Source organism: Methanosarcina sp. WH1 (genome assembly GCF_000970005.1).
Classification (GTDB): domain Archaea; phylum Halobacteriota; class Methanosarcinia; order Methanosarcinales; family Methanosarcinaceae; genus Methanosarcina.
The window spans coordinates 1092715-1107010 of record NZ_CP009504.1 but is presented as its reverse complement, the minus strand read 5'-3'; the positions used below and the strand labels follow the sequence as shown (position 1 = coordinate 1107010).

Here is a 14296-nt window from a genome sequence, read left to right as displayed (position 1 = left end):
GTTAGCTTTGCGTATATTTAAGCTTGCTTGATCCTGCCTCCTAGGGAAAAAATAACTAGGAGTTAGACGAATGATTAAGAACAAAATTGGAATAGGATCGCTAATTTTAGCAATAATGCTGATTGGCATAGCATTGATACCAGCCGTAAGTGCACAGAAAGAGGATAATTATTCTGTAACTGCTGAAGAAGCTTTTAAGCATGCCAATGCGCACATGATAAGTTTTATAGCAGCTGATGCACCAGGCTTTGAAAACTGGACTGGGGCATCTATTGATCCCAATCCACAGGAGCTTTATGACATAAATGGTGAGAAATTATTTTATCAATTCTCAGTATATAAAGAAAAAAAATTGATAGGTACAATTGACATTTTTGCCAATAAGACTCTTGGAAATTCACTTAACGACATTGCATTTGATCCATACCCGTATAATGCGACCGAAGCTATGGATAAATCAATAGAAATTACCAAAGAAAATTACCCAGATGGAGAAATCACATCAACTAAGATGGTTGTATATAGCTATCCCAAAATAGGGGCAATGACCATAGTAAAGGACAAGTCAGGCGTTGAACATCGGATATTTGTAGATGTATACACCCTTGACGTGGTACCAGATAAACCCGCAACCGAAACCGAAATTGGAGTGCGGTCAATGTTTGAGATGAGATTGGAGAATGGAGTAGATGAGAATTTAAAGGAATGGGATATAAGCGACCAACTCACAAAATCTATTGAACAAGCAGCGACGAATAAGGGAGTTAATATTAATGCGGCAGTCACTGAAGAAAATATTGAAAAACTCAGTGGCGATGCAACAATAAAATCTACAACAAGTAGTAATTCACTTGATGTTCCCTTATATGCACAATTAACTAGTTATTACTGTGTTCCAGCAAGTTGTCAAATGGTTGGTAAATACTATGATATAACTCATACCCAAGACTACATCTATAACTTGGAAGACGGGATAATTCCATATGGGCTCTCAGATTCCGACGCAAAAGATTATTGTAGATCATATTCAGGATTATCGAAACGTGGCTCATATATTGATTCGAGTTTTACTGCTTCGGAGACTACATCTGAAATTGACAATGGAAGACCTTATTTAAGTTTTATTTCCGGACATTGTCGACTTTGCAGGGGATACTATTATTCTGGTGAGACACTTCGTTTGATTATTAATGATCCATATCCTGTTTGTGTTGGTACACTTAGATTGGAAACCTATGGTTCAGAAGTTAGACATGTATATGTGAGGGACTAAGATTCCTTAGAGAAGTTCGATAAACCTCTGCTTTCAACGGTTACTTATGTCTCTTAGATATAGCTAGCCAAAAAGGGGGGTTTATCGAGATTCTCTTCTTTTTGATAGGTGTTGATATGAATAAAATCTCAAAGAAAATTGCTTTTTTTATTGTTTTCCTAACTCTCTTAATAATTACAGGAGTATTTATAAAAATGACAGTTGATACGAAACCACCAGTTAATACATCTTTTCCAGTTCCTGGATCGCAAGTAGGTGGTCTGTATATTCAATTTAAAGATGGAATTTCTGAGTCGGAAGTAAAAACCATTCTTCAAAACTCTAACATGACTGTAGACTATAGAATGGAATATGACACAAATAGTACAGATGAAATATATTACATAATGGTAGACAAAAATAAAATAACGGATGTAAGAGATGAATTAGGGAAAGAAAACAATTGGACTAAGTCTGTTCCTGCTATCAAAAAAGGAAATTATTATATTATTACGGTATATGAACAAGCTACCTATGATAAAAATTTCCTTGAGGTGCTGGACAAATACGATCTTCAGTTGAAAAGGTTTGTTTGGTGCGAAATTCGTTTTTATGAGGGATCTAAGAAATGGTGGATTCCGGAAGAAGAAGCAATAAGAATAAAAAACGAGCTTGAACAAAAAGAGAATATTGTTACTGTACAGCTTAGTTACCTTTATCCTTGATTTGACAGTATTACTGTTACGGCAACGGTGACTGCAGAATCTGCCCTACTGGAGTTGCCAGTAGACCTTTTATTTATTTGAACATGACTATCAAAACACATAGACAACTTCCAATGCAACTGGAAGTTAAGGAGTTAAAGAAACGAACTTATCGTCTCCTGATAAATAAACGCTGTTGGATTTAATCATTAGGACAATAATTCGGAACCAGATAATGGTAATAGCTCAAATGCAAATGATTCGAGCAAAAATAACTCTACTCCAGGCTTCGGGTTATTGGAAAGCCTGGCCGGCCTGTATGTAGGATGGAAACTTGGGAAAAGGTAATTACCCGCCGTATTCTATTTTTTGATTATTGCAGCAATGATTGTATTGCAGCACGGGCTGATAGCGGTCGTACTAATAGCAGTTCGGGCACATATGGAGCATTAACTCCACGCCGGCTCTCTGGAGCCTAACTTCCGCCTTTTTGGGCGCATATATGCTTTTCCGCAAATTTATGAGGTCAGATGATTGTGGTTTAAAGATTTCACTTTGCATTTGATGTGCTTAATTTTAAGTGCATTAATCGTCATCATGCGACATTTATGCGCATAAAAATGCGGAAGTAAGGCTGGAGGCTGTCGAGTTTGGCTTTGGTTACCTGAAGGGAGGTGTTTTTGTTAAGGTGGATCTGAGAAAAGCCCATTCCGCAGGTGAGAGTACGAGCAGTATTTCATAAGAATCTGTCTAAAATGTAGATAATCTAATTTTTAGTGAAGCCTGTCAAAATTTAGGGGATTCACATATTCTACAAGCTCATATAGGACATAAACATAGATACTTTTGCCGTAAGACTGTTAGGCATTCATAAATATCATCACATGTGAGAGTAAATTGTGCTTCTGATGTTTGTATATAAATTCTTGAATATATAAGGGGGCAATATGCTCATATATATAATATCTGGCCAAATCATCAAACTATCAAAGGTCAAGGAATTATTACAGGATCAAAATAAGTATGAAAAACAATTGTTCGAGAGTTTACACAGAAAATTTATAAGGAGCTAACTAAGAGTAATTTATGGAGTTCAAAAGTACTTTCCAAGTTCACCCGAACTCCATAAATCTGCCCTAAGAGGCAATGATTATGTTAGCTTTGCGTATATTTAAGCTTGCTTGATCCTGCCTCCTAGGGAAAAAATAACTAGGAGTTAGACGAATGATTAAGAACAAAATTGGAATCGGAACGCTAATTTTATTAATTCTGCTGGTTGGTATGGCATTGATACCAGCCGTAAGTGCACAGGAAGAAAAAGATTATTCTGTAACTGCTGAGGAAGCTTTTAAGCATGCTAATGCACACATGATAAGTTTTATAGCAACTAACACATCAGGATTTGAAAACTGGACAGGAGCATCTATTGATTCCAAACCACTGGAGCTCTACGATCCAACTGGTCAAAAGTTGTATTATCAATTTTCTGTATTAAAAAATAAAACCCTGATAGGTATAATCGACATTGCTGCAAATAAAAGGCTTGGGCAAACAGTCCAACTTGTTTTATTTGAGCCAAAACCTTTTGATGCCACTACAGCTATGAATAAATCAAGAGAAATCGCTAAAAATGAATACCCTGAGGGGGAAATCAAATCAACACAGATGGTTGTATACGATTATCCTATCGTAGGAGCAATGACTATAGTAAAGGACAAGACTACAGGAGTTGAACATCGGATATTTGTGGATGCATACACTCTTGAAAAAGTAGAAGATAAACCTGCAACTGAAACTGAACCCGGAATATGGTCAATATATGAACAGAGATTGAAGAATGGGATAGACAACAACCTCAGACACTGGCAAAAAAGTGATGAACTTACTAAATCTATAGAACAAGCAGCAGTTAATAAGGGGGTTAGTATTAATGCGGCAGTCACTGAAGAAAATATTAAAAAACTCAGTGCCGATATAACAAAATCGAGAACTGATGTTGAAGTAGATCTTGGTGCTACTGTGTATGCGCAAATAACGAGTTACTACTGTGCTCCAGCAACTGCCAAAATGCTTACTAAATATTACAATGATGAAAGTCCTCACCAAACTACTATATATGAAATGATGAATGGGGTAGCTCCTAATGGGGTTACTTATCCCAATCAGTTACTTTATTATTGTTCAAGCAACGGAATGAATAAACCTGATTCATTCAGTACAGACACTGTATCTTTTGCTGGAGCTATGAATGAAATTAACAATGGTGGACCCTTCGCGAGTGGAGTTTCAGGTCATGTTCGAATGTGTCGTGGATACAAAATAAGTGGTTCGAATGAATATTTGCGTATAGGTGATCCTAATCCCATATATTTCTGTGTACCTTATTGGGAAGCATTCGGTTCTGAAAATAAACGTATATATGTGAGGAGTTAAAACTCCTCATTTTTTTCGGTGATTGATGTGAATAAAATTAGCAAAGTAGTAGTTGTTTTTATTGCTCTTCTAACCTTCTTAGCACTGATGATGCAATCTCAAGAAGTTAAAACACCTGGTTTACTTATTCAATTTGAAAATGAAACTAGTGAGGCGGAAGTTAAAGCCATTCTTGAAAATTACGACATACCCGTGAATTATACCATAGACTATAATTCTAATATTGGGCGAGGAATGTACTACATAGAAGTTGATGAAGATAAAATATATGAATTAAGGAAAGATGAAAACTGGACTTCTGTAGTTGAAATCAAAAAAGGAAATTATAACATAATTATGTTATCTGAAGAATTTGTTCCAGATGAAAATGTTCTCGCAATGCTGGAAAAAAATAACCTTCAGTTGAAAAAGGCTGTTGTGTGTTATATCCAGTTTGGAGATGGATCAGCGCCCTGGGTTGTTGGAGAGAATTGTATTCTGGAGAGGGATGCAATCAGGATAAAAAATGAACTCGAAACAAATGAGAAAGTTTTGATTGTAGGTCTGGATGATATTGTAGGGTAATACTCCAAGCTTCGTCATTGGGAAGCTTGGCTTGCCAATATGGGAGTGGAAGTTCAAAAAGAAGTTACAGTGGATTGGATAAGCAAAAGTCGTTGGAAAAGTATATGCATTTAGATTCTGGTTCGAAATAAAAATAATTGAAGTCTCTGATTCAAAAATCAACCGTATATAAGTGGGATTTATGCTCCCCTCATTTTATAGGTGTTGGCATGAGTAAAATCGGCAAGGTAATCACTATTTTTATTGTATTTCTAACTCTCGTAGCGCTTTTGGGATTGTTTACAAACCCACTAAGTGAGATTAGAACGCCAGCTAACAACGAGCTTGAAAATAATGAAAGTATTTTTACTGTATCTATTGACTACATTTATAATCAGTAACTTAGATACATGTTTTTAAAAACGCTTCAAACCGTGACCTCTTCACTCCCGATGTAATAAAAAAGATGACCGGTTGAACTTTAAAACGGGATTTTATATTAAACCGGCCTTTTCAAGAAAACCTTCCAGAGGCACGGAGTGAGTCTGGAAACCGCATACTTTGTAGGGGTCTGCTCCCATTGAAAGAGCTACGAACTGGGCAATATTCATGTGCACCATGTCGTACTCTACCCCGAACTCTTTTTCAATTACAGGCTGATAGCGGTCGTACTGGATATGGCAGTTCGGGCACATGTGAAGCATCAACTCCACCCCGGCTCTCTGAAGGCTGTCGAGTTTGGCTTTGGTTACCTGAAGGGAGGTGTTTTTGTTAAGGTGGATCTGGGAAAAGCCCATTCCGCAGGTGAGAGTACGAGCAGTATTTCATAAGAATCTGTCTAAAATGTAGATAATCTAATTTTTAGTGAAGCCTGTCAAAATTTAGGGGATTCACATATTCTACAAGCTCATATATGACATAAACATAGATACTTTTGCCGTAAGACTGTTAGGCATTCATAAATATCATCACATGTGAGAGTAAATTGTGCTTCTGACGTTTGTATATAAATTCTTGAATATATAAGGGGGCAATATGCTCATATATATAATATCTGGCCAAATCATCAAACTATCAAAGGTCAAGGAATTATTACAGGATCAAAATAAGTATGAAAAACAATTGTTCGAGAGTTTACACAGAAAATTTATAAGGAGCTAACTAAGAGTAATTTATGGAGTTCAAAAGTACTTTCCAAGTTCACCCGAACTCCATAAATCTGCCCTAAGAGGCAATGATTATGTTAGCTTTGCGTATATTTAAGCTTGCTTGATCCTGCCTCCTAGGGAAAAAATAACTAGGAGTTAGACGAATGATTAAGAACAAAGTAACTGCTGATGAAGCTTTTAAACATGCTAATGCACACATGATAAGTTTTATAGCAGCTGATGCGGACTTTGAAGAATGGAAAGAGGCGTCTATTGATTCCAAACCATTGGAGCTTTACGATCCAACTGGTCAAAAATTGTATCATCAATTTTCAGTGTATAAAGATAACAACATAATAGGTAGAATCTATATAGGGGCCGATAAACAGCTTGGAGCTTCAGTCCAATTAATCTCGTTTTACCCAAAACCGTTTGATGCTACCGAAGCCATGAAGAAATCAATCGAAATTGCCAAAAATGAATGTCCAGATGGAAGTATCGAATCAACTAAGATGGTTGTATACGACTATCCTGCTATAGGAGCAATGACCGTAGTAAAGGACAAAACGACAGGATATGAACATCGGATATTTGTAGATGCATATACTCTTGATATCGTGGAAGATGAGCCTGCAACTGAAACAGAGTCTGGGATTTGGTCAATTTATGAACATAGATTGAAGAATGGAACAGAGGAGAACTTAAAAGACTGGCAGAAAAGTGATCAACTCACGAAGTATATAGAACAAGAAGCGACTGATAAGGGAATTGATATCAATGTGCCAATTACTAAGGACAAGATACAAAAACTGATTGATGATTCAGTGATAAAGTTAGTTACAAGTAAAACACTTAATGTTCCCTTATATGGACAAGAAGCAAGTGATTACTGTGCTGCAGCAAGTGGCAAAATGATTGCTAAATACTATAATGTAGATCATACCCAAACACACATCTATGAAATGATGGATGAAGGTGGAGTTATTGACGACCAAATATATTATTATGTAACAAGCATATTTGAAGGAGGATTAGGGAAAACTGGTACATTTGACGATGGGACTCCAATTTTTAGTCAACTCAAATCCAAAATTAATAACTATAGACCTGTAGTTAGTTTGATTCCAGGACATGTTCGGGTTTGTAGGGGGTATTCAGATACTGGTGTTGGATTTATACTATTTGAAGATTAATGATCCAATGCCTGTTGGATCAGGTACCCAATATATAGAAACCTGGGGTGCCGAAACTTGTCATATATATGTGAAGAGCTAAAACTCTTCACTTTTTTTGCGGTGATTGGTATGAGTAGAATTAACCAAAAAATTGCTGTTTCTATTGTTTTTCTAATTTTAGTAATAATTGCAGGGTTATTTATAAAAACGCCAGTAGATATGAAAAAAACACAAGTTAATGATGAGCTCAGAGTAAGTGGTATATATATTCAATTTGAAGATGGAGTTTCCGATTCGGAAGTTCAAACTATTCTTAAAAATTATAACCTGACTATGAACTATAGCATAAAGTACAATATTGATTATATGGCGGACGAGTACTACATTATGTTAGACAAAGATGAAAGGGATGTAAGACGCGAACTAAGTGAAGGGATGAAGGAAGAGAAAAAAGATTGGACTATATCTTCTCCTTCACATGTTATCAGAAAAGGAGATTCTTACGTAATCGTGGTATCCGAACAGGCTGTCAATGATGACAAGTTTCTTTCGATACTGAATAAATATGACACTCAGGTGAAAAAGTTTGTCTGGTGCTATATTCGCTTTGAAAAGCCGGATGGATCCAAGTATTGGATTCCGGAGGAAGATGCAGTCAAAATGAAAAATGAACTCGAAAATAATGAAAGTATTTTTACTGTACAGCTAAGTTACCTTTATCCTTGATTTGACAGTATTATAAACTACTGTCACCGATTCGATTTTTACACTATGTACCACATTATAGGCTCTCTGCGAGAGAAGGGATGCAAATCCCTGCACCTTTTGTGACCTCCTTGCCACGGGGTTGTGGGACTTTCACAAATATCGTCTCCTATGAATCTGAGTTGTGCTACTTTCCTTATATAAATAGACCTGAATTTGAGTGAGGGCAGATGCTCAGATATAAAGTAACTAGCTAAAGTATCTAACAATCAAAGATTCGGAAATAATTAATGATTCTAAATGAGTCGAAAAACAGATAGTTAAATGAAATTGTCAGAAAATTTATAAAGAGTTCACTAAGATGAATTTATGGGGTTCAAAAGTACTTTCTCCTTTCTTTTTCCAATAATTGCGATTATTCCACTGATATTTTAATACCCTGCTTTTGGCAGGTTGACAATAGAAATTAGGTTAAAATAAGTAGTAGAAGGATTGGTTGATTATGGAAAAATTAGCTAAAGCTATTATAGGCTTCATAGTATTGTGCGTTGTGATTTTTGTTATTTTTATGGTATTCACTGGTAGGTAGTGTTTTGGGACTATTTTTGATTCTTACACCAATGATTGTATTGTATATCTGGAAAAAGTCAGCCTTTAGATAAACGTTTCTGAGGTAGATTTGTTTGTTATACATTTTAAAGTTAGAAAACAAATTTCGGCAAAGCCAGAAAATTAATTGGGAAAAATCAAAATAAAAAAGATGACCGGTTAAACTTTAAATCAGGTTTTTAGATTATACCGGCCTTTTCAAGAAAACCTTCCAGAGGCACGGAGTGAGTCTGGAAACCGCATACTTTGTAGGGGTCTGCTCCCATTGAAAGAGCTACGAACTGGGCAATATTCATGTGTACCATGTCGTATTTTACCCCAAACTCTTTTTCAATTACAGGCTGGTAGCGGTCATACTGGATCTGGCAGTTCGGGCACATGTGAAGCATCAACTCCACCCCGACTTTCTGAAGGCTGTCCAGTTTGGCTTTGGTTACCTGAAGGGAGGTGTTTTTATTAAGGTGGATCTGAGAAAAGCCCATTCCGCAGGTAAGAGAGCGGTCTTCGTACCAGCGGACAGGGGATGCCCCGCAGGCTTCGGCTACCGTATCTATAAGCTGGGGGTTTTCGGGGTTTCCGACTACATCAAGGTATTTAACTTTATAATAATGGCAGGCATGATGAGAAGCTGTTTTAACTCCTGAAAAATCGAATTTCTTCTCTTCAGGGATCCGGCTGACTTTACTCAGGAGGACCTCAACTGCATGATAGATGTTGGTCCGCGGGTTCATATCGCCCTTTTCATAGATAAGGTCATCGAAGCCCTTTTCTCTGAAGATGGAGTTGACTTTTTCCCGGACCTCAGCGTTGTTGTTAAGGAGTTCACATGCATCCTTATTTACGGCATAACAGGTTGAACAGAGACAGGTTATGTTGGGATACCCGCACCTTCTGGCAACTGCAAAGTTCCGGGCTGCAATGGCTGCTGTTGTGAGCCCTTCAAAGACATCGGTGTAGTGCCCGATCCCCGTGCAGCAGGACTGCTCATCGTTTACACAATAATTTACCCCGAGCCGGTCAAACACGTAAGCTGTGGCGGTTTCTATCCCAGGGTATTCCTGCCCGACCATGCAGCTCTTAAACAGTAAGAGCTTGCTGTCCGGTATACTCTCTATCGCTTTCAAAGCCGAAGCCTCCCCGTTTTTTTTCGTTTTTAGTCCCGTCGGGCTTCAGGGGCCCATGAATTTTGTTTTCCTGGATCCTTGATTTAATCCATTTTTCCCTTTCAAAATAACCCGTGCTCTCAAGAATAGCCTGGACTTCCCCATGGGTATTTCTGACATCCCTGGCACTGAGCCCCAGTTCGGAACGGATGGGCTCCAGATTCCTTTTAATTCCAATCCAGCGCTCTCCAAGGTCTTTTTCCATATTCTTGACACCGGCGCCAGGGACCTTGCTGGCTCCGTTTTCTGCAAGGATTTCTCCAATCTCAAGGAAATAGGCAAGCTTTTCAACCCCGATTCCTTCGTTGATAGCCATCTGCCGCAGCACTTTCACGATGGTTACAGGGCTGTTGTTCCTGGGACAGCGCAAATTGCAGGAATAGCAGTAGAAGCAGGACCAGATCATCTCAGATTCAAGCACACTGCGATCGTTTTCTATCACCTTTTTTACAATCTGCCGGGGGCTGTAGTCCGTAAACCGGGCTGCAGGACAGGAAGCAGTGCAGGCTCCGCACTGAATACAGCGGTCCAGTCCCATGGATTCAGGGGTTCGGATACTTTTTTTTGCGGTCTCTGCAAGAGTTTTACACTCGGGGGTATCGAATTTGTTTACATATGGCTTCATCTGATCACCTCTCTTTCCCGAGCAAGGCGAGTAAAAGTTCCTGCAAGCCCTTTTGTGTTCGGGACATAGGTTTTTTTGAAATAGATCCGGTTTCCTGAATCTCCAAGTTCTTCTTTGAGTTTTTCAACGTGCCTGGTAGTAAGAGGATATATTATCTCTGCTCTCGGGCTGTCAGGTGGGTCTTCTACAAAAAGGACAGAAGACGCCCCATGCTTAAAAGCATGAAGCACCAGGTCTCTGTCCACTACCAGACATGTAGGGACCTTAATCAATTTGACATTTGAAGGGTATGTGAGCACACTGTTACCGATATTATCACAGGTAAGAGAAGAAATTCCGCTGTTTACAAAACCAAGCACATCTCCTTCTTCAAGCACACCCTCCATCTCGGCTTTCAGCTGGGGTTTCGTAAAGCCTGCGATCTGGACAGCTCCGTCCTCGCAGAGCTCGGTACAGTACCCACAGCCCGTGCAGATAAGAGGATCAAGAACAACCCTTCCACTCTCATTCAAGGAGAAAGCCTCGAAGGGGCATTTAAGACATTCTCCACAGCGCGTGCAAAGCAGCTGGTTGACAACTGCAATTTCATTATCCAGTACCTTCGGACTGTCCGTAATGAAAGCCCTTGCCCTTATAGCTGCAAGTCCGGCCTGGGCAATGGTATCCGTAACGTCTTTAGGACTCTGGGCAGTGCCGCAAACAAAGATTCCGTCAAGGGAACTGTCTACGGGTTTTAATTTGGAGTGCCTTTCCTTAATAAAACCGCTTTCGTCCTGGCTCAGGTTCAGCACACTTGCAATTTTCCTGGTCCCGGAAGAAGGCACCATTGCTGCGGAAAGCACAACCAGATCGGCAGGAAGTTCCTTCATTTTCTGGTCAAGGGTATCTTCAATCCTTACAACAAGGCTCTTGTCCGGTTTTTCTACAACTTCGGCAGGCCTTCCCCTCACAAAGTTGACTCCGGTTTCCTGAACTGCACGGTAATAGTTTTCGTAAAAACCAAAAGCCCTCATGTCAATATAGCAAATTGTGATTTCCACTTCAGGATATTTTTTCTTAACCAGGCTTGCGTGTTTCAGAGCCGCCATACAACAGTATCTGGAGCAGTAGCAGTTTCCCCCCTCTTTTTCGTCCCTTGAGCCCACGCACTGGATCATGACTATTCTTTTAGGCGTTTCGGGACCTGGGAAAGGTTCAGAAGAAGGATCAGGGGAAGGGTCAGAGGAACTTTCGCGCCCTGAAGTACAGGCTGTAGGAGTTGTAAATGCAGAAGCTTTACTGAAATCGGAGATTCTCAAAAGTTCCCCTTTTGTAGGGCCATTGATGCCGAGGACTCGGGCAAGTTCCATCTGGGTCAGCACATTTTCAAAAATCCCATATCCATACTGGGGTTTCTGGGATGCGTCATACTCCTCAAACCCGGTAGCAACAACAACTGCACCTACATTAAGTTCAACAATTTCTTCTTTCTGGGAAAAATCAATTGCTCCGTTTTTACAGGCATCTGCACATTTTCCGCAGGTTTCCCCCTTTAACTGGAGGCAATAATTGGGATCAATACAGTAGATTTTGGGGACTGACTGAGAGAAACGAAGAGAAATTGCCTTTTTGTCCATATAGCCGCAGTTGAACTCATCTTCAACCAGAGTAGGACAAACACGGCTGCACCTTCCACATGCTGTGCAGCTGTCTTTCACATATCTTGGTTTCTTCTTCAACCTGACAGTAAAGTTTCCTGCGCTTCCGCTCAGGCTTTCAACTTCTGTCCAGGTCAAAAGTGTAATTTTCGGATGGGCTGCAACTTCATTCATCAGCGGGCTGAGTGAACACATTGCACACTCTTCCGCAAGCTTATCAGGAGAGAATATCTTTCCGATTTTCGCCATCTGCCCGCCTATACTTGAATCTTTTTCAACAAGGAAGGTGGAAATCCCGTTATCTGCAAGGTTCAGCGCAGCTGTAATTCCTGCTATCCCCCCACCTATAACAAGGGCCTGCTGAGTAATATCCACTTTAATTTCTTCCAGGAGCTCTATGTTTTCCAGGCGTTTCAGTTTTGCCCGCAGGAGAGAAAGAGCTTTTTCAGTAGCTCCTGTTCTGTCAGGATGCACCCAGGCACACTGTTCCCTCAGATTTGCAATTTCAAGCCCTGCCCTGTTCAATCCGGTTTCCTGAATGCACTTTTTAAAGAGAGTGCCATGCTTGGAAGGAGTGCACGAACCTATTACTACCCTGTCCAGATTCCTTTCCATAATCTTATTTTTAATCAGGGACTGCCCCTGGCTTGAGCACAGGTACTCATAATCAAAAACCGAGACCCCTTCTGCCTTAAGGGTTTTTTTTACAGCATCTATATCAACGTGTTCGGAAATGTTCCCGCTGCAGTGGCAGATAAATACGGCAGCTTTGTCCAGCCTGTCAGTCGTCCCATCAGTCATTATTCTAAATCTTTCAGGGATTTGTATATAAGGTTTGCCGGAAATGGGAGGTTAATTAACCCAAAAAGGACATTTGATGAGACATAGTAGCAAAATCAGGATAAATCAGAGAGAAAAAAGAGATTTTAACGCCAATTTGTTTCAGTTGTACTCTGGTAAAAATCCTCAGATTAGGGATAATATATGTTATCAATTGTTTTAATCCTATATATATCTGGATGAAGAACTGCAAAAAATCAAATTGCCCGGTTTATTCATTACTCTGCCATCCCATAGATTTTGTAAATAAATTTAGGGCCCCTTATTATCAGAAAGATTTTATATGCATATAATTATATATAGGGAGAGAGTATTATTATTTAAACCAACTGAGATGCCAGATTCGTCAGGCACTTCCTCAGCTTTTAAATTTCAAGAGATAGAGATATATTAAACGAAGAAAAATTAAGCGAAGGGAATAAAAATTCAAATACAGCCATTTGAAATTATCCTTTGAAATGATTGATAAAAAAATTCGTAAAGTTGTTCGTTTGAAAATAATATATTTCTATGATCTGATGATACTGGATAAAACATGATACCGGAGCCAAATATGAGGCGTTCTACCGGTACAAACGGCAGATGATAGTTGTGGCAGATAATGGGCTAACATCAGAAGACAATGATTTAAAAATGGGAGAGGTTGAGTACGAAATGGTCGAGCTTTTGAGGAGGCTTAATATAAACAGACCGGTCGCTTTAACTCTTGCATGCCTCTCAAAAGGAGAAGAGATTTCTTCCCAGTGTATAGAAATGGTATCAGGTCTGAGACAGCCAGAAGTCAGTATTGCAATGCGCTACCTTCGTGAAAATGACTGGGTGGATATGAGAGAAGAAAAAAAGAACCAGGGCAAGGGTAGGCCGGTAAAGCTCTACAAACTGACAGTCCAGATGGAAACAATCATTAACACAATAGAAGAAAACGTCATTGCTGAGAGCAAGACCATATTCCAGAACATAGAACGTCTCAAGAACCTTTCCTGAAGAATCTGCGAAAAAAGGTGAGATTAATGCGGATTATTCCTACAGTTTCATATGTAAAAAGTTCATTCTCAAATTAAAAATCTGATTATATAACCGGGGAATACCTCTCCACAAACTGGGCAGTTTAATTAAGGATTTCTTATCCTTTTTGCTTTCTCTTTTTTTTCAGGTTCAGGTTTGAGACCTCAAAGGTCACTCAGTTAATTATTCAAGGTCTCAATCATCCATTGAGACCTCAAAGGTCACTCAGTTAATTATTCAAGGTTTCAATCATCCATTGTTTCTTCAACTTATTATTTCTACAACTTATTATTTCTACAACTTATTATTTCAACTCAAATAATTTCTACTCGAATAATTTGACATTCTTTTTGCTTAAATCAGCTATTTACTGGATAATCAGGGTACTCATACCGTTTATGTAGAAGAATGTCCCGAACAGGTTAACTACTTCACAATTGAGTAAAACATGATCATT

Annotated in this window: 11 protein-coding genes; 7 read left to right on the top strand and 4 right to left on the bottom strand. The window is 39.1% G+C overall.

The features are described from left to right. Positions 1–70: 70 nt before the first annotated feature. The 4 genes from MSWH1_RS05020 to MSWH1_RS05005 all read left to right on the top strand — a co-directional run bounded on the left by MSWH1_RS05020 (position 71) and on the right by MSWH1_RS05005 (position 4953). Positions 71–1273: a C39 family peptidase gene (locus MSWH1_RS05020; RefSeq protein ID WP_048126655.1), complete on the top strand. Its 1203-nt coding sequence runs from the start codon at positions 71–73 to the stop codon at positions 1271–1273. Positions 1274–1374: 101 nt separating this feature from the next. Continuing rightward, positions 1375–1977 carry a UPF0228 family protein gene (locus MSWH1_RS05015; RefSeq protein ID WP_231585590.1) on the top strand — a complete coding sequence of 201 codons (603 nt, stop codon included), beginning with the start codon at positions 1375–1377 and terminating at the stop codon, positions 1975–1977. 1203 nt (positions 1978–3180) lie between these two features. Beyond that, positions 3181–4389 carry a C39 family peptidase gene (locus MSWH1_RS05010; protein WP_197074620.1) on the top strand — a complete coding sequence of 403 codons (1209 nt, stop codon included), beginning with the start codon at positions 3181–3183 and terminating at the stop codon, positions 4387–4389. A 27-nt stretch (positions 4390–4416) separates the two neighbouring features. Next, the gene (locus MSWH1_RS05005; RefSeq protein ID WP_011024107.1) at positions 4417–4953 is read left to right on the top strand and encodes a UPF0228 family protein; all 537 of its coding nucleotides are present in this window, start codon (positions 4417–4419) and stop codon (positions 4951–4953) included. A gap of 473 nt (positions 4954–5426) precedes the next feature. On the opposite strand, the gene MSWH1_RS05000 is transcribed toward MSWH1_RS05005, so the two are convergent. After that, a complete protein-coding gene (locus MSWH1_RS05000; RefSeq protein ID WP_048126653.1) occupies positions 5427–5729 on the bottom strand; it encodes a heterodisulfide reductase-related iron-sulfur binding cluster in 303 nt (100 codons plus the stop codon). A gap of 515 nt (positions 5730–6244) precedes the next feature. Between MSWH1_RS05000 and MSWH1_RS04995 the strand changes: the two genes are divergently transcribed. Together MSWH1_RS04995 and MSWH1_RS04990 are read left to right on the top strand one after the other, a co-directional pair. Then, on the top strand, positions 6245–7273 hold the full coding sequence (locus tag MSWH1_RS04995; protein ID WP_231585589.1) for a C39 family peptidase: 1029 nt from the start codon (positions 6245–6247) through the stop codon (positions 7271–7273). 111 nt (positions 7274–7384) lie between these two features. Beyond that, positions 7385–7981 carry a UPF0228 family protein gene (locus MSWH1_RS04990; RefSeq protein WP_048130237.1) on the top strand — a complete coding sequence of 199 codons (597 nt, stop codon included), beginning with the start codon at positions 7385–7387 and terminating at the stop codon, positions 7979–7981. 767 nt (positions 7982–8748) lie between these two features. Here the strand turns inward: MSWH1_RS04990 and hdrB are convergent. From hdrB to hdrA, 3 genes are read right to left on the bottom strand one after another with little or no spacing between them, the layout of a single operon-like run. Continuing rightward, positions 8749–9693: a ferredoxin:CoB-CoM heterodisulfide reductase subunit HdrB gene (gene hdrB / locus MSWH1_RS04985; RefSeq protein ID WP_048126651.1), complete on the bottom strand. Its 945-nt coding sequence runs from the start codon at positions 9691–9693 to the stop codon at positions 8749–8751. After that, complete coding sequence (hdrC, locus tag MSWH1_RS04980) at positions 9647–10357, bottom strand: ferredoxin:CoB-CoM heterodisulfide reductase subunit HdrC (protein WP_048126649.1); 711 nt, start codon at positions 10355–10357, stop codon at positions 9647–9649. The genes hdrB and hdrC overlap by 47 nt, the downstream gene beginning before the upstream one ends. Continuing rightward, positions 10354–12795: a ferredoxin:CoB-CoM heterodisulfide reductase subunit HdrA gene (gene hdrA, locus MSWH1_RS04975; RefSeq protein WP_048126647.1), complete on the bottom strand. Its 2442-nt coding sequence runs from the start codon at positions 12793–12795 to the stop codon at positions 10354–10356. Before hdrA ends, hdrC begins: the two co-directional genes overlap by 4 nt. Positions 12796–13416: 621 nt before the next feature. Between hdrA and MSWH1_RS04970 the strand changes: the two genes are divergently transcribed. Further along, positions 13417–13818 carry a transcriptional regulator gene (locus MSWH1_RS04970; RefSeq protein ID WP_048126646.1) on the top strand — a complete coding sequence of 134 codons (402 nt, stop codon included), beginning with the start codon at positions 13417–13419 and terminating at the stop codon, positions 13816–13818. Positions 13819–14296 lie beyond the last annotated feature (478 nt).

Coding starts and splice junctions, on each gene's coding strand:
- MSWH1_RS05020 (WP_048126655.1), top strand. CDS start 71: ATGATTAAGAACAAAATTGGAATAGGATCGCTAATTTTAGCAATAATG.
- MSWH1_RS05010 (WP_197074620.1), top strand. CDS start 3,181: ATGATTAAGAACAAAATTGGAATCGGAACGCTAATTTTATTAATTCTG.
- MSWH1_RS05000 (WP_048126653.1), bottom strand. CDS start 5,729: ATGGGCTTTTCCCAGATCCACCTTAACAAAAACACCTCCCTTCAGGTA.
- MSWH1_RS04995 (WP_231585589.1), top strand. CDS start 6,245: ATGATTAAGAACAAAGTAACTGCTGATGAAGCTTTTAAACATGCTAAT.
- MSWH1_RS04990 (WP_048130237.1), top strand. CDS start 7,385: ATGAGTAGAATTAACCAAAAAATTGCTGTTTCTATTGTTTTTCTAATT.
- hdrC (WP_048126649.1), bottom strand. CDS start 10,357: ATGAAGCCATATGTAAACAAATTCGATACCCCCGAGTGTAAAACTCTT.
- hdrA (WP_048126647.1), bottom strand. CDS start 12,795: ATGACTGATGGGACGACTGACAGGCTGGACAAAGCTGCCGTATTTATC.
- MSWH1_RS04970 (WP_048126646.1), top strand. CDS start 13,417: ATGATAGTTGTGGCAGATAATGGGCTAACATCAGAAGACAATGATTTA.